We start from the raw sequence: 16,725 nt of genomic DNA, 5'->3' as shown, positions 1-16,725 counted from the left end.
GATGATAGACTGTGTCTATGAATCAAAGCCATACAGAAAAAAGCAAAGAAGAGGAAAGTACTTGTTGGATAGTCCTTCAGAGAGCTCTTGGTTGGTGAGAAAGAGCGGACGGCAGCACAGGAAAAATGGCCTCGGAGTTGATGCGCTGATAGGGAGTTTCCTTCAGGCGCGTCCGGACGCCCCCGTTAGACAGGCAGCAGTATTGAGCATGATGAATCCCTCTGTACTGATTGAGATGGCAATCGCAAGATTGTCATGAAGCAAGGTGGTAACGCGATCTAACCGTCGTCCTTTCTGGAATCGATCCAGAGGGGCGATTTTTTATTACACTTTTTATTACACTTTATTAAACTTTAGGAGGAATATACATGACAGACAATAACAGAAGAAAATTGATTTTTGACGCTTTCGACAACAAAGAAACGGAGCGTGTGCCGGTTGGCTTTTGGTTTCACTTTGTTTTCGGTGATGATCAATTCCGTGGTTTGGAGGACAGATCGATTTTGGATCGAGTGATCGAGGGGCATACGGATTTCTACGACGCATTCAACCCGGATTTCGTGAAAATCATGAGCGATGGCTTCTTCGGCCATCCCAGCCTGTTGGAAAAAACGATCGAGCATGCGGATGACCTGTACAACGTCAAAGCTGTTGGGCCGGAACATCCGTGGATCACGGAGCAGGTCAAGACGGTCAAGCAAATCAAGGAATCCTTCAACGGTGAAATCGCAACCTTCTATAATATCTTTTCGCCAGCGAACTATATCCGGATCGCCTTCGAAGCGTGGGATAAGGATCTCGAAAAATTCACCCGTTTCTTTGAGACGGATCCCGGCGCACTCGCATATGCGGCGAACGAAATCGCCAAGGACGTGGCGCTGCTAACGCAAAAAATCATCGAAGAAGCAGGCGCGGACGGCATCTACCTGAGCGTTCAGAATGTCCAAACCAGCGCGGCCACGAAAGAAGCTTACCAGACCTACATCGCGCCGAGTGAATTGGACGTGTTGGCTGCGGCAAATGCAGTCAGCGACTACAACATCCTGCATATATGCGGCTATGAGCATAACCAAAACAACTTGGCGTACTACCAGGACTATGATGCAAAAGCCTACAACTGGGCGGTCCACACGGAAAAAATCAGCCTGAAGGAAGGCAAAGACTTCTTCGGCAACAAAGCGGTGATCGGCGGATTCGACAATAACGCAGGCACGCTGTTGGATGCAGGAAACGAAGCGGATATCGCCCAATACACGGCCGACCTCATCCAAGCAATCGGCGATACAGGCGTCATCATCGGAGCGGACTGCACCGTGAATCCGCAGATCGAACTGGATCGTTTGATATTGGTCAGGGATACAGCTGCCGGCGTGTCGGGCAAGAACCGCAAACAAGCGACCCCCTCGGCATAATCGAATTGAACAAAGCAGGCGCCGGTGTTCGGCACAGGCGGTCAACCCTGATAGACAATCGGTATTATTTTTAACCGAACAGCCATGATAGAATCAAGCACATAGCTAAAACAGCCGTCATCCTAAAAATCGGAAGGCAAAGAAAGGAGGGGTCCCATGGTCGGGATTGTCATCATCGGTTGCGGGGACGTTTCGAAACAGAGGCACGCCCCTCTAAGCCACCAAAATGAAAAAGTCGATTTGATTGGATTCTATAACCGCACCATCGCCAAAGCAGAAGCTTTCCAAAAGAGGTACGGCGGGAAAGTCTACCGGAACCTGGATGAAATCTGGGAAGACGGAACAGTCGATGCCGTCATCGTCGCGACGAACGAACAGTCGCACAGCCCCATCACCATCGCCGCCCTGGAAGCAGGCAAGCATGTGCTTTGCGAAAAGCCGATGGCGGATTCGGCGGCCGAGGCAGAACGAATGCAGCAGGCAGCCGAGAAAACGGGTAAAAAGTTGATGATCATCCATAACCAACGGCTTTATCCCGCGCATCAGCTGCTGAAAAAAGTGCTGGCGGAAGGGACACTCGGAAAGGTCCATGCTTACCGGACGACTTTGGCCAATCAAGGCCAGGAAAATGATGGCTGGGGTACGGCATTCCCTGATTTCTACGACCGCATCGGCCATACGAACGGGGCTCTGACTCAAGTCGGCGTCCACCGCATCGACTTGTTGAACTACTTGTTCAGTGAAGATCCCGTCATCGCAGTATTGGCGAACACCATGACACAAGGCAAACAGTTGTCTGACGGCAGCCCGGTCCCATATGAGGATTATGCGGTGCTGCAATTACAACATCGCTCGGGGATACAGGGAACGCTGCTGACCCACTGGTTCGATTATTCGAACGATAGGCAGACCGTCATCTACGGCGAAAATGCCACAGTCGCGACGTATGCGGACGGGCATCCGGTCGCACTCTACCGGAAGAACGGGGAAAAGACCTATCTGGATGATCCGGCGCAAGGCGATTCTTATACGGAACCGTTGACTCCAATCGTCGACAAGTTTATCGAAAGCATCGAACAGGATACCGTTCCCTTCGTCACAGCGGAGCAGGGGATAACCGCATTGCGCATTCTGGAAGCCGCCTACCGGTCGCAGGAAACGCAGACATGGACACCAATCGAACAGGAGGACGCACACTATGACAGAAAAATTTAATGGAAGAAAACGAATTGAAGCAGCCATCGCAAAGCAACCTTTGGACAGACCGGCCATTTCCGGTTGGCGTCACATGCCATTAGTCGATCGGGACGTCGAGGCGTTTGCCGCAGCGACAATCGCATTCACGGATGAGAACGATTGGGATCTGATCAAGCTGATGTCGCAAGGGCAATTCTTCGCTGAAGCCTATGGAGCTCCTATCGAATTCTCGACAGATGCGAAGGAATGGGCAGGCAAAATCCTGGAGTATCCGATCCGGAGCGCGGAAGATTTGACGCGCTTGAAGCCGTTACGAGCCGATAACCCTGTTCTCCAGCGCGAAGCCGCTTTTGCCAAGAAAATCGTGGATCATTATCCAGGCGAAAAAGTGGTCGTCGGCACCGTCTTCTCGCCTTTGTCATGGGTGAAGCAATTTGCGCCAGGCAACGATTCGATCGCGCATATCGTCGACGGACCGGAAGAAAGCCCAATTGCGGATTTCCTGGAAAACCATCGTGAGGAATTGAAGGCGGCGCTCGATGTGCTGCATGCCTCGAATAAAGTGTTTGTGGACGAATTGATCGCGGCCGGCGTGGACGGTTTCTTCATCGCCGAGCAGTACAGCCAACGCGGCGATATTTCCGAAGCGGACTACGCAGCTTTCGCCAAACCTTATACGGATGACCTTTTGGCTTACATCAACGACCGCACCTGGTTCAACATCCTGCATGCACATGGGCATGTCGATCTGGCTGTGGAACGTTTTATCGATTACGATGTCCAGGCCATCAACTGGGAAGACGGCAGCGATCACGCGGAAGATCCGACCCGCTTGAGTTTCCGTAAGCTGCGGGCACTGACGGACAAACTGCTGATCGGCGGCATCTCGCCAAAAACCGATCTGACGTTTTCGGATAATGCTCAGGAAGTCGAGGATTTGCTGGTCGATCGATTGTCGGATGTCCTCGCCGAAACCGGCGATACGGGCATTGTATTTGCACCGGGCTGCGCAATCTCATTGGAAGCCAACCCGGATTTTTATCAACGCATCAACGCCGCCGCCCAAAAAGTGAGCACGACGACCATAAACACAACGAACCATTAAAATAATTGATAACACAGGAGGAGTAGAATATGAAGAGAAGAAGATTATTGACGACAGTAAGTTTATTGGGGGCAGCATTTTTGGCCGGATGCGGTCAGACGGATGCGGAAACGACGAGTGAGGCAACGAGCAGTTCCGCAGCTGAGACGGTGGAAGTGACAACAGTTACAGTCGCGCATACGCAAAGCTCCGCGCCGATGAATTATGTGGATGAGAACGGCGAATCCACCGGCTACGAAGTCAGCGTTTTGAAAGCCATCGACGAGTTGTTGCCGCAGTATGAATTCGAATATGTGCCGACTTCTGACGAGGATCTGCTGATCGGGATTGAATCCGGCAAGTATGATGTCGGAACAAAAGGTGCTTGGTATACAGAGGAACGCGCGCAGAAATTCATTTTCCCTGAGAATTATATCGGCGCCAGCAGCATCGGTGTGCTTATCCGTTCGGAAGATGCTGAAGAAATCACCGACTTGGAATCCTTTGCGGCTGCAGGCAAGAGCCTGGTTCCCATTTCGCCCAACAATGCCCAGTACAACGTGATCGAGGACTTCAATGCGGAACATCCGGATACACCAATCGAACTGACTGCGGCTGATGTATTCGAAATCGCCGACGCCTACACCTGGTTGTTGGAAGGACGCTATGATGGCTACTTCGCCGTTAAGACCGCTTATGAAGTGAACGTGCTGGCAGAAGGCGCGCCGTACAGCCAATACAAGGATGACTTCGACTACTTCGTCTACGAAGCGCTGCCGACTTGGCCATTGTTCAACAAAGAACAGCAGGAACTGGCCGACGCCTATGACGAAGCCTTCCTGCAATTGGAAGAGGACGGCACCATCGATGATTTGATGATCGAGTTCCTTGGTGAAAATACATTCCAATACGTGAAAGAATAACAACAAGAGTGCCGACGGATGACAACACAGACAAGGAGGAGGATAAAAGATGAATCGTCCATTCGATATCGCTTATATTTGGAAGGCCGTGCCGGAAATTTTATCCGGTCTGGGCGTAACGCTGCAATTTTTGATCGGTACAATCGTGATCGGGGGTCTTTTGGGATTCCTGGCTACCTGGGCAAGGCTCAGCGGTCCGAAATGGCTGCGGGCAATCGTCCATAGCTACATCTGGATCATCCGCTGCACGCCTTCGATCGTCATGATGTTCTTGGTCTTTTACGGCTTGCCGGAGGTGCTGTTGGGCGCCTTCGACATCGACATCAACAGCTGGAATCGCCTCAACTTTGTCGTCGTTGCCTTGTCGCTCCTGTTTTCGGCGCCTTGTTCGGAAATCATGCGGTCGGCTTACTTGGCCGTCGCAAAAGTGCAGCGCGAGGCTGCCCTCAGCATCGGCCTCACCGAAGCACAAGCATTCAGAAGGATCGTTTTACCGCAGGCTCTTGTGAGTGCATTGCCGAATCTCGGCAACTCGTTCATCTTGCTGATGAAGGAGGGGGCTTTGGCCTACACGATCGGCATCATCGACATCATGGGCAAAGGCCAACTGATCATCGCGCGCAATCTCGGCGGTTATTCGATCGAGACGTACATCGCGTTGGCGGGCATCTATTGGCTGCTGACGCTGGCGATCGAGAAGGCGTTCAAGATGGCGGAAGACAAATTATCGGCAGGAAAACAACCGCTGCGGGCGGCATAGGAGAGAGGAGCGAGACGCATGACCATTGATTTACCTTATGTGCAGGAAATTCTGATCCTTGTGTTGAAGGGCATCCCGACAACGCTGCGCTTGACCTTTATCCCCTTGCTCATCGCGCTGCCGTTTGCTTTCCTGATTGCCGTGGCGAGACAGCGGAACATCAAAATATTGGCCCGCGTTTCCCAAATTTATGTATCCTTCATCAGAGGAACGCCCTTGATCGTCCAGATTCTGGTGATGTACAGCCTTTTCCCGAGCCTGCTGAACGTGCTCGTGAAAAGTTGGGGGCTCGATTACGACGTCTTCGGCATCAATCCAATTTATTACGCCTACATCGTTTTCACTTTGAATACGATCGCGATCCTGTCGGAGGTTTTCCGTTCGGCCCTCGAAACGGTCGACAAACGCCAACTTGAGGCGGCCCTTTCGATCGGGCTGCTGCCGGTCCAGGCCTATAGTCGCATCGTGATTCCGCAAGCGTTGGTGGCGGCAACGCCGAACTTGTGCAACAGCACCGTCAATCTGCTGAAATCGACCTCGCTTGCCTTTCTGATGTCGGTACAGGACATCACGGCCATCGCCAAGACGGAAGCGGCATTCGGCTACAACTATCTGGAGTCATACCTAGTGATTTTCATCGTATACATCGTCCTCTGCTCGCTCGTTCAGGTATTCTTCCAACTGCTGGAGCAACGCTTGTCCCTCTACAAGCGCGGACGTAAAATGACGGTAAAATCAGAAAATGATAACCAACCGGAGTATTTTCAAGACGCACGAAAGGAGCGATACCATGCTGGCATTGAAGAATATTCATAAGAAATTCGGCGAAACGGAAGTGCTGAAAGGCGTGGATATCGAAGTCGAAAAAGGCGATATCGTCGTGATCCTGGGCCCAAGCGGTTCGGGCAAGACGACCTTGTTGCGCTGCATCAATTTCCTGGAGCGCGCCGACGAAGGCTCTCTGCATTTCGATGAAATCCAGACCGAATTTTCGAAAGCAAGCAAAAAAGACATCAACGCTGTAAGGAAAAAATCGGCATTCGTTTTCCAAAACTATGGCCTGTTCGACAACAAAACGGTGTTGGACAATGTCACCGAAGGCTTGATCGTCGGGCGGAAAGTGCCGAAGAAGGAAGCCATCGAAACCGCCATCCGCGCTTTGGAAAAAGTCGGCCTGAGCGATCGCTTGGCTTACTACCCTTCGCAGTTGTCCGGTGGCCAGCAGCAGCGGGTGGGCATCGCCCGCGCCTTGGCGGTGAATCCGGACGTCATCCTGTTCGACGAACCCACCTCGGCTTTGGATCCGGAACTGGTCGGTGAAGTGCTGCAGGTCATCCGCAAGCTCGCCGAGGAAGGCACCACCATGGTCGTCGTCACGCATGAGATGACCTTCGCCAAGGAAGTGGCCAACCGGGTCATTTTCATGGATCAGGGCGTCATCGTGGAAGAAGGTACGCCGGAGGATATTTTCGGCAATCCGAAAGAAGCCCGCACCAGAGGGTTCCTGCAGCGGATTCTGGCCCGGGTTTGATCCCGGAACAATCCCCTGCATCGCTCGTCCTGCCGTTCACAACGGGGGACGGGTTTTTTGTGTTTCGTGATGTATCGGTTGTGCCTATCACACGTGTTCGGAAATCGGAATTATCCTAAAGGCTGCTGCAATGGTAAGCTACTCTTACGAACTATAAAGGGAATGACTTCCAATATAGAATTGAATATATATGAAAATTGTCAGGAGGAACAGTATGTTAAAAGATAAATGGGTCATCACGACAACGCTAGCAATCAGTTTGGTGTTGGCGGGCTGTTCGACTGGTGATGCCGCAAATACAGAAAGCAGCGAAGGCACGGCTGCTTCATCAACCGTCGCAGCAGCCGAGCAAGTCATCACAATCACGAATACAGGGGAGTTGGCCTCCTTGGACAACGCCGTTTCGGCCGACAACGCCAGCTTGGTGGTGCTCGAGAACGCAAATGAAGGTCTTTACCGCGTCGGTGACGAGGGCGTGTTTGAACTGGGTATCGCAGCCGAAGAGCCTATCGTCAGCGAGGACGGACTGGAGTATACCTTCAAAATCAGGGAAGATGCGAACTGGTCGAACGGTGATCCGGTGACCGCGGAAGATTTTGTCTATACCTACCAGAAAATTGTGGATCCGGCGACGGCTTCCCCGAACATCAATAAACTGTATCCGTTGAAGAATGCAGAAGCGATCAACAATGGGGAGTTGGACAAAGCGGAACTGGGTGTCGAAGCGATCGACGAGAAGACCGTGAAGTTCACTTTGGGCAATCCGACCGCTTACTTCAAGGACCTGTTGGGGACGTCTTCCTACTTGCCGCAGAACCACCAAGTGGCGAGCGAATTGGGCAGCGCCTACGGAACGAACAGTGAAAACACTGTCTACAATGGACCTTTCGTCGTGGAAGGTTGGGAAGGCACGGATCTGAACTGGTCGATGGTTCCGAACGAAGCCTATTGGGATGCGGAGAACGTCCAATTGGATCAAATCAACTGGGAAGTCAGCAAAGAAATCGCCACGAACATCAATCTGTTCGAGTCCGGTGAGGTCCAGTTGACGCAAATCAGCAATCCTTACATCGAACAGTATGCAGGCTCCGACGCTTTGGTGACGGAACCGAAAGCTCTGTCCGGCTATGTCTGGTTCAACCAAGGCCGCACGAGCACCGCCAATGTCCATCTGCGGAAAGCCTTGTCCTATTCGTTCGATAAGGAGGCTTATGTGGATACCGTTTTGAATGACGGTTCCGTTCCTTCGAATGGTTTTGTGCCTTCCAATTACGCCTTCAATCCGGAAACCGATGAAGATTTCCGCGAAGAGAGCGGCGATTTGGCCGTCTACGATGTGGAAACGGCACAAGCCGAGTGGGAAACCGCGAAGGAAGAACTGGGCATCGAAACGCTGTCGCTCGAATTGCTGACTTCCGATACGGAAACATCCAAGACAACGGCCGAATTCCTGCAATCGCAATGGCAAGAGAACCTGCCGGGCTTGACGATTACGATCCGCAATGTGCCTTTGAAGAGCCGGATGGAATCGACCACGAACGGTGACTATGATATCGCCTATGGAACGTATACGCCGAGTTATGCCGATCCAATCGCCTTTCTGGAGATGTATGAATCCACAAGCGGCCTGAACAGTTCCCGCTTTGCGGATGAAGGCTACGATGCTTTGCTGGACGACACCAGAAGCGCGTATGCCAACGATCCGGAAAGCCGTTGGGAAGCGTTGTTGGCGGCTGAAGAAACACTGCTAGCCGAGAACGCCGTGAATGCGCCGATTTATCAAGGAGCCAATGCCAATCTGATCGATCCGTCCTTGAAGGATGTGCAGATCCAACCGGTGGGTGCAGCGATGTACTTCCGCACGGCCTACGTGGAAGAGTAAACGGATAACAGACCGAAAACAAGTACGTGAGAAAATATCCGCTTAACGGACTGCCTCGAGAAGGCGCCCGTTAGTCGGATATTTCCTTATACCGATAAGAAAAGCGTCAAAGAAAGGCGGATGAGGAATATGTACGAAAATTTATTGGAACGATTCATCGCATACGCAAAGGTCGACACGCGGTCGGACGACAGCAGCTACACGGTGCCGTCCACGCACAGCCAAGTGACATTCGCCCTGGAATTGGCGAAGGAACTGATCAGAATCGGTTTGGATGAGGTCGAATACAATGAAACGAACGGCTTCCTGACGGCAACCCTGCCGAGCAATACGGCAGAAGCAGTGCCGGTCCTCGGTTTCATCGCACATCTGGACACAGCCGATTTCAACTCAGTCAATGTCCGTCCGCAGGTTCACTATGCTTATGATGGCGGTGACATCGTCCTGAACGCGGACGAACAAATTATCCTTTCGCCGAAGGAATTCCCGCGACTGCGCAACTACATTGGGGAGACGGTCATCACGACGGACGGCACGACCTTGTTGGGCGCCGACGACAAAGCCGGCATTGCCTCGATCGTGACCGCCTGCGCGCAATTCATCGCGCATCCGGAACGGAAACACGGGAAGATCCGCCTCGCTTTCGGACCCGATGAGGAACTTGGGGCTCGCGGGGCGAAGCTGTTCGATGTGGACCATTTCGCGGCCGACTTCGCTTACACGATCGATGGCGGACCAATCGGAAATCTGACCTACGACAACTTCAATGCGGCCCAAGCGGAGCTCATCATCCGCGGCACGAGCGTACATCCCGGTTCCGCAAAGGATACAATGGTCAACGCTTTACTGGTCGCCAGTCAATTTGCGACAGCTTTGCCTCAGCACGAAACGCCCGAACGCACCAGCGGCTACGAAGGCTACTACTTCCTGACTTGCCAGAGCGGGACCGTCGATGAAGTCAAACAGACCTATTACATCCGCGATCATGACCGGGAAGGCTTCGCAGCCCGCAAGCGTTTCTTCGCCGAACAGGTAGCGGCCTTCAACTCCCAATTTGCCGAACCGCGTATTTCCTTGACGTTGTTCGACCAATACTACAATATGCGCGACATCATCGAGCAGCATCCGGTCGTCGTTGATTTGGCGGTCCAAGCTTATGAATCCTGCGGCATCACGCCGGTCTTCAAACCGATGCGCGGCGGTACGGACGGCTGCATCATCTCCCACAAAGGCTTGCCGACCCCGAACCTGTTCTCCGGAACCGAAAACGGCCACGGGAAATACGAATTCGTGACGCTTGAGACGATGGAGAAATCCGTTGACGTCATCATGGCTATCGTCGAACAGAATGCCGCGCGGAGTGGAACGTTTCTGCTGGAATACGACTTGTCCTTAACGCAATCTGTCAAAAAGCGGGTATAATATACTTAACAGATAGCACTAAGGGAGGATGGATTGTATGGGTGAAATGGAAAAGCTGATGAAACAGTTGAACAATTTCGTGATGAAACACGGCGAGGACTATGATTCTGTGGAGGAAGCAATCGAAGCATTCATGAAACTTTCCAACGAGGCGGGTGCCAAGGGAGCAGCGTTCACAGCCGGAGAATTGACTGCTGAAGAGAAGGCGAGCGAAGAGTTGGAGAAGCTGGAGTTCGCGACTTCCGAAAGCGAACACGCGGCTATATTGGAGCGTGCCTTGAAATTGGATCCGGATAATCTGGAAGCGAGACTCTATCAGCTGGATCCTGAGTCACTCGAATTCATCCATGAAATCAAGAAACTGGTGGCGTTCGGAAAGACGGTGCTGCAAAAGCATGGTTTGGATGATGAAGAGTCCATCGGAAAATATTGGGGAATCGTCGAAACCAGGGCATACATGCGCGTCAAGGCGCTCTATGCCGAAGAACTGCAGCGACGTCGGATGTTGACAGCGGCCGTGAGGGAATACGAGGATATGTTGCGGTTGAGTGTGGGGGATAACATGGGAGCCCGCTACATTCTGATGGGTATCTACTGTCAGTTGGAACAACTGGAAAAAGCCAAAGAACTTTATGAACGCTACCCCGAAACATCCGCCCAAATGCTGTTGCCGCTGATTCTGCTGTCGTTGAAATACGATGATGAGCTAAGCGCAAAACGCTATTACAAAGATCTGCAGAAGGAAAACAAAAACTGCAAAAAAGTTTTCGGCCAGATGGAGTTTGATGTAGAAAGTATGTTTGACGCAACGGATGCTGCCGATTATCTTGCGGACAGCGAAGAAGAACTCTATATCGCGATTTCCAATGTGATGGCCGATTTTGCGGTTGTGCCGGACATGTACTATTACGAATGGCTGAAGAAAAATCTGATCAAACCGATCCCATCCCGGAAAGGGACCCAGAAGAAAAAATAGTTGCCTGAGTACTCAATGAAGAAAGCCGATAAGGAAACGGAATATCCGTGACCTTATCGGCTTTTTGCCCATTACTGGCTATATGTTTTTGGGCACTGTTTTCTTCCTACTTCAAACAGTCTTTGTGGAATTGCAGATGTTCTTCTATGAAGGAAGCGATCGTGAAGTAACTGTGGTCGTAACCGTCCAATTTTTCGTAGTTCACTTTTTTACCTTCAGCGGCTTGCAGGAAGGCTTCCTCGTTCAGCTGGACAGCATAAAAGTTGTCAGCGGTCCCTTGCGAAATATGGATAGGGGGAGCGGCAGGGCTTTCCGCAATCAAGCTGGTCGCGTCCCAGGCTGCCCAATCTTTTTCATCCGACCCCAAGTAGGCGGTGAAGGCTTTTTGGCCCCAAGGAACCTGCGACGGATTCAAAATAGGTGCGAAAGCGGAAATGGATCGGTAGCGTTCCGGATTTTTCAATCCGATGACCAACGCTCCGTGTCCGCCCATCGAGTGGCCCATGATGCTCTCTTTTCCTGAAAAATTGGGGATAAGACTGTGGACAAGTTGCGGCAGTTCTTCCGTCAAATAATCATACATCCGATAATTTTTTGCCCACGGTTCCTGGGTCGCGTTCAGATAGAATCCGGCGCCTTGTCCCAGATCCCAGTTTTCGTCATCCGCCACAGCCGTTCCGCGCGGGGAAGTGTCCGGCATGACAACTGTCAACTGGTGTTGGTTTGCGTATTTTTGGAACGCGCCTTTTTGGCTGAAGTTGTCGTCGGTGCACGTCAATCCTGAAAGCCACCAAACCAAAGATGTCCGCTTGTTGTCTGTTTGTTTCGGCAGGAACAGGCTGAAAACCATGTCGCAATCCAGCGTTTCAGAATAGTGACGGTATTTTCTTTGTTCGCCCTTAAATACTTTATGCGTTTCGATCAAGGTTGTTGTCATATCTTTATTCTCCATAGGTCAAGATGGTACGGATGGACTCCCCTTTATGCAACAGGTCGAAGGCTTCGTTGATGTCGGTGAAATTCAGGTGATGCGTGATGAAACTGTCCAGATCGATTTCGCCATTCATGAAATCCTCCACCATTCCGGGTAATTCCGTACGGCCTTTGACACCTCCGAACGCGGAACCTCTCCAAACGCGTCCTGTCACCAATTGGAACGGTCGTGTGTGGATTTCTTTGCCGGCACCGGCGACACCGATGATGATGCTTTCGCCCCAGCCTTTGTGGCAAGCTTCCAAAGCGGCTTTCATGACTTCGACATTTCCGATGCATTCAAAACTGTAATCCACGCCGCCGTTGGTCATTTCGATCAAGACTTCCTGGATCGGGCGATCGTGATCGCTTGGGTTGACGAAATCAGTGGCGCCCATTTTTTTGGCCAATTCCCATTTGTCGGGATTCATATCGACAGCGATGATACGTTTGGCTTTGGCTTTTTTCAAACCTTGGATAACGGCGAGGCCGATTGCGCCCAGCCCGAATACTGCAGTCACTGCGCCTTCTTCGACTTTAGCCGTGTTTTCGACAGCACCGAGACCTGTAGTAACTCCGCAACCGAACAAAGCGACTTTATCCAGCGGCGCTTCCTTATCGATGTTCACCAGGTTGATTTCATTGACAACCGTGTACTCGCTGAAAGTGCTTGTCCCCATATAATGATAAATAGGCTCACCATTATAAGAAAAACGGGTCGTTCCATCAGGCATCAAGCCTTTGCCTTGGGTTTCGCGCACGGCTGAACACAGATTCGTTTTGCCGGATATACAGAATTCGCATTCCCCGCATTCCGGCGTGTAAAGAGGAATGACATGGTCCCCGGGTTTGACGGAAGTGACTTCATCACCCACGGAAACGACAACACCGGCACCTTCATGTCCCAGTACGGCAGGGAAAACACCTTCCGGATCGTCGCCCGACAAAGTGAAGGCATCGGTATGGCAGACGGAAGTGTAAAGGATCTTCACCATTACTTCTTTGGCTTTTGGCTCTGCTACATCTATTTCCACGATCTCCAACGGTTTGCCTGGTCCAAAAGCGACAGCTGCTCTACTTTTCATAATTTTATTTCCTTCTTTCTTTAAAAATGGTATTTCGTTCTGTTTCAGAATACTATATAATGACTCTTGTGTGAATACTGACATATTTGTCACCATGATGAATTTTCAAGAAACGAGGCAGTCCTATGATCCAATACCAAGAGAAAGAATTTTACAATACAAAAGATTTAGCCTTATCCGTCGTGGGTGGAAGATGGAAGATTGCGATCATCTGGTCATTGCTCCACAACGGCACGCTGCGGCTGAGCGAGTTCAACAAAATCCTCCCTGACATCAACCAGCGGATGCTGATCCGGCAGTTGCGGGAGTTGGAGCGCGATCTGATCATCGCAAGGACGGTCTATCCCGTGGTTCCTCCGAAAGTCGAGTATCATCTGACCGACATCGGCAAGGAATTGGCGCCGGTCGTCCAATCCATTTGCGACTGGGGAGACCAATATCTGAAAGTGATAACGGCAGAAGAGACGCTTTAGCGCAGCTGAGAACGCCTAAAACAAAAAGTAACCGCCAATCGACATAATAGTTGTACGAACAAATTAAATGTGCTATCTTAATTTGTAAGTACATATATTATGTGCGGATGCAAATGTTAGCGGTTGCAATTATAGAAGGAGGCGTTTTTTATCATTACCAGATCGAGAATATCCAAATTGTTGCTTTGCGGTATGGCCATCAGCATGGCTGCCGCGGTCCAGTCCAAGTCACAGGTGCACGCGTCGGAAACGGATGAGGCCATCACTTTCTCAAATGCATCGGTCCACGATCCCTCCATCATCAAAGATCCGAAATCCGGGATGTACTATGTGTTCGGTTCGCATATCGCAGCCGCCAAATCGTCGGATCTGATCAATTGGCAGAATTTCACCAACGGTTACACCAGTACGGACAATACGATTTACGGGGATTTGAGCGAAAATCTTTCCGAATCCTTCGCCTGGGCAGGGGAAGATGATGCCGACAGCAAAGGAGGTTACGCGGTCTGGGCGCCGGATGTCATCTGGAACAAGCACTATCGGAACGAAGACGGCAGCAAAGGTGCCTACATGCTTTACTACAGCGTCTCCTCCACCTATATCCGATCGGCGATCGGCTTGGCTGTATCCAAAAATATCGAAGGGCCGTATGCGTATGTCGATACGATCATCTACTCCGGCTTCCAGGAAGAAGAGGCGTACGATGCCAATAGCGACGTCAATAAGCAATGGGAGAGCACGAACATCGACGAACTCATCGAAGAGGGCGTGCTGGAAGAGCCGAATCCGGATTGGTTCACGGATAACGGTACCTACAACAATGCAGACTACACGAACGCCATCGATGCCAATATCCTGTACGACAAGCAAGGAAAACTGTGGATGACATACGGTTCGTGGTCAGGCGGGACATTCATTCTTGAACTGGACAAAAAAACAGGTATTCCGCTGTATCCCGGCGAAGACGGAGTGACCAAGGACGGCCGGATGATCGATCGGTATTTCGGCACCAAGATCGCTGCTGGGTATGGGCGTTCGTCTGAAGGGACTTATGCCGTCTACGACAAAAAGGCTGGCTATTATTATCTTTATTTGACCTATGGCGGGTTGGCTTCGGATGGCGGTTACCAGATGCGTCAGTTCCGTTCGGAGTCGATCACGGGTCCTTATGTGGATGCAGCCGGCAATGAAGCCGTGTATCCCGAGTCCTTCGACAAGGGCGTAGGCAATTTCCCGGGGGTCAACGATCATCAGGACATCGGCAACAAATTGATCGGGAACTTCCTCTTCACCCGGGAATTGGGTGAGGACGGGACCGGGGACGGCGTCGGGTATCTGTCGGCTGGGCACAACTCCTATTACATCGATGCAAAAGCCGATAAGGAATTTCTCGTATTCCATACCCGCTTCCCGAACAAAGGCGAAACTCATGAAGTGCGTGTCCATCAGACATTCAAGAACAGCAACGACTGGCCGGTTCCGACACCGTATCGCTATGCTGGTGAGACGATAACGGAAGTGGCGCAGGCAGAGGTCACCGGCACTTACAAGTTCGTCAACCACGGCAACCAGATCACCGGCCAATTGACGGAGTCCACACTAATTCAGTTGCAGGCTAACGGCACGGTTACAGGTGCGCAGGAAGGTACATGGCGGCTTTATGATGATTATCGGGCCGAATTGAAACTGGCGGACGGAACGTACGACGGGGTCTTCATCAGCCAATGGGATCCGACGACAGAAGCGTTGGTCATGACTTTCAGCGGCATGTCCGAGAACGGACAGGTCATTTGGGGAAGTCAAACCAGCACGGCAACGGACGCGGAACAGATGGAGAAAATCAAAGCCGAGCTTGCGGAATCCATGCCTGAATCCGTCATGAAGGACATCATACTGCCGACAACCGCTGCGGGCGGAAGCACCATCCAATGGACTTCCTCCGACCCGGCTGTCATTTCGGAAACAGGCATCGTCACTCGTCCTGAAGCCGGTCAGCCGGCAGCGCTCGTGACGTTGACTGCACTCATCCAAAACGAGCTGCAATCGGAGCAAGTCAGCTTCGAGATCCAGGTCGAACCGAAGGAAGCCGGCAAGCTTTCGGCTTACTATTCCTTCGATGAGACTTATCAGAATGCGGCAGGCGATCAGAGTGATGCGCAAGTGACCGGAGACCGGATCAACAATACGGGCGGAGCTGTATCGTTCGTTGAGGGTATCAAAGGCCAGGCAGCTTCATTCGATGGCAAATCCGGACTGTCGCTTGGGAAGGGATTGATCACCCAAAATGCCTATACCGTAGCTTTCTGGATCAATCCAACCGAGCTGGATCAGTTCACGACCGCCTTCTTCGGCGCCGCCACAGAGCAAAGCTGGATCAGTTTGACGCCTGTAGGACCGGCCAATCAGACGATGCTTTGGTCCGGTCAGCAATGGTATGATGCGCCGATCGGTTCGACCATCCCTGCTGGTGCATGGACCCACCTGGCCTTTACGGTAGATGCCGGCCAAATCTCCGTCTATGTCAACGGTGAGGAAAAGTTCACAGGAGAGGCATTCCCGAACATCTTCGAAGGTTCGGCAGCATCGTTCAGTCTGGGAGTCAACTACTGGGATCAACCATTCAAAGGGCTGATTGATGAACTGTATATCCAAGACGGAATCGTCCTTTCGGCGGATGAAATCAAAGCACTGTACGAGGAAGCACCTGCAGCAGCCCCGGATGCGCCTGCGGCTGAAGCATCCATCAGCCAATCGACTTTGTTGTATGGCACACTCGCATTCGGTGCAGTGGCAGCCGCAAGGGTATCAATGTACTATTACAAAAAATCAGCTAAGAAAACAGAAGAGTAAATTATCCAAAGGGAAAAGTAATTTTTTCCCCTGAACGGCAAGGCAGAAGAGGGCCGGATCGCTGATCCTGGGCCTCTTTTGTTGATTAGCGGCTATGGCTGAGCCGAAAAGCCCAGAAGGGTTCTGGCTTTACTTCAGGTTGCGTTTGTTCGATAATG

13 protein-coding genes, 1 pseudogene and 1 other annotated feature are annotated in these 16,725 nt (G+C 51.6%); of the genes and pseudogenes, 12 read left to right on the top strand and 2 right to left on the bottom strand.

What is annotated here, in order from left to right; genetic code table 11:
* Nucleotides 1-36: 36 nt before the first annotated feature.
* Nucleotides 37-296, top strand: a binding site (T-box leader).
* Between the two features lie 72 nt (nucleotides 297-368).
* The 10 genes and pseudogenes from AC0J5I_RS03365 (at nucleotide 369) to AC0J5I_RS03320 (ending at nucleotide 11,187) form a co-directional block, all read left to right on the top strand.
* Nucleotides 369-1,412, top strand: a complete 1,044-nt coding sequence (locus AC0J5I_RS03365) for a uroporphyrinogen decarboxylase family protein (RefSeq protein WP_475303630.1) — start codon at nucleotides 369-371, stop codon at nucleotides 1,410-1,412.
* Nucleotides 1,413-1,568: 156 nt separating this feature from the next.
* Nucleotides 1,569-2,627, top strand: a complete 1,059-nt coding sequence (locus AC0J5I_RS03360) for a Gfo/Idh/MocA family protein (protein ID WP_475303629.1) — start codon at nucleotides 1,569-1,571, stop codon at nucleotides 2,625-2,627.
* A complete protein-coding gene (locus AC0J5I_RS03355; protein WP_475303628.1) occupies nucleotides 2,611-3,714 on the top strand; it encodes a uroporphyrinogen decarboxylase family protein in 1,104 nt (367 codons plus the stop codon). The genes AC0J5I_RS03360 and AC0J5I_RS03355 overlap by 17 nt, the downstream gene beginning before the upstream one ends.
* A gap of 29 nt (nucleotides 3,715-3,743) precedes the next feature.
* Nucleotides 3,744-4,616 carry a transporter substrate-binding domain-containing protein gene (locus AC0J5I_RS03350; RefSeq protein ID WP_475303627.1) on the top strand — a complete coding sequence of 291 codons (873 nt, stop codon included), beginning with the start codon at nucleotides 3,744-3,746 and terminating at the stop codon, nucleotides 4,614-4,616.
* 49 nt (nucleotides 4,617-4,665) lie between these two features.
* Nucleotides 4,666-5,376, top strand: coding sequence for an amino acid ABC transporter permease (locus tag AC0J5I_RS03345; RefSeq protein WP_475303626.1), 711 nt, complete (start codon nucleotides 4,666-4,668; stop codon nucleotides 5,374-5,376).
* A gap of 24 nt (nucleotides 5,377-5,400) precedes the next feature.
* Nucleotides 5,401-6,078: pseudogene (locus AC0J5I_RS03340) on the top strand (amino acid ABC transporter permease); the annotation flags it as partial.
* A gap of 88 nt (nucleotides 6,079-6,166) precedes the next feature.
* Nucleotides 6,167-6,907, top strand: a complete 741-nt coding sequence (locus AC0J5I_RS03335; RefSeq protein WP_107996328.1) for an amino acid ABC transporter ATP-binding protein — start codon at nucleotides 6,167-6,169, stop codon at nucleotides 6,905-6,907.
* Between the two features lie 214 nt (nucleotides 6,908-7,121).
* Nucleotides 7,122-8,789 (top strand): peptide ABC transporter substrate-binding protein, encoded by a 1,668-nt coding sequence (locus tag AC0J5I_RS03330; protein ID WP_475303625.1) that lies wholly within the window; start codon nucleotides 7,122-7,124, stop codon nucleotides 8,787-8,789.
* A gap of 129 nt (nucleotides 8,790-8,918) precedes the next feature.
* Nucleotides 8,919-10,211 (top strand): peptidase T, encoded by a 1,293-nt coding sequence (pepT, locus tag AC0J5I_RS03325; RefSeq protein WP_475303624.1) that lies wholly within the window; start codon nucleotides 8,919-8,921, stop codon nucleotides 10,209-10,211.
* Nucleotides 10,212-10,248: 37 nt separating this feature from the next.
* Nucleotides 10,249-11,187, top strand: a complete 939-nt coding sequence (locus AC0J5I_RS03320) for a hypothetical protein (protein WP_475303623.1) — start codon at nucleotides 10,249-10,251, stop codon at nucleotides 11,185-11,187.
* A 106-nt stretch (nucleotides 11,188-11,293) separates the two neighbouring features.
* Here AC0J5I_RS03320 and fghA read toward each other — a convergent pair whose 3' ends face one another.
* The gene (gene fghA / locus AC0J5I_RS03315) at nucleotides 11,294-12,124 is read right to left on the bottom strand and encodes an S-formylglutathione hydrolase (RefSeq protein ID WP_475303622.1); all 831 of its coding nucleotides are present in this window, start codon (nucleotides 12,122-12,124) and stop codon (nucleotides 11,294-11,296) included.
* 4 nt (nucleotides 12,125-12,128) lie between these two features.
* On the bottom strand, nucleotides 12,129-13,244 hold the full coding sequence (locus AC0J5I_RS03310) for an S-(hydroxymethyl)glutathione dehydrogenase/class III alcohol dehydrogenase (RefSeq protein ID WP_475303621.1): 1,116 nt from the start codon (nucleotides 13,242-13,244) through the stop codon (nucleotides 12,129-12,131).
* Nucleotides 13,245-13,369: 125 nt separating this feature from the next.
* On the opposite strand from AC0J5I_RS03310, the gene AC0J5I_RS03305 reads away from it, so the two are divergent.
* Together AC0J5I_RS03305 and AC0J5I_RS03300 are read left to right on the top strand one after the other, a co-directional pair.
* On the top strand, nucleotides 13,370-13,717 hold the full coding sequence (locus tag AC0J5I_RS03305; RefSeq protein ID WP_107996340.1) for a winged helix-turn-helix transcriptional regulator: 348 nt from the start codon (nucleotides 13,370-13,372) through the stop codon (nucleotides 13,715-13,717).
* A 177-nt stretch (nucleotides 13,718-13,894) separates the two neighbouring features.
* On the top strand, nucleotides 13,895-16,567 hold the full coding sequence (locus AC0J5I_RS03300) for a LamG-like jellyroll fold domain-containing protein (RefSeq protein ID WP_475303620.1): 2,673 nt from the start codon (nucleotides 13,895-13,897) through the stop codon (nucleotides 16,565-16,567).
* Nucleotides 16,568-16,725 lie beyond the last annotated feature (158 nt).

It is taken from the genome of Trichococcus sp. TS_SC_9 (assembly GCF_056156325.1).
The sequence above is the reverse complement of the archived record's forward strand: the minus strand, read 5'-3'. Positions and strand labels throughout refer to the sequence as shown.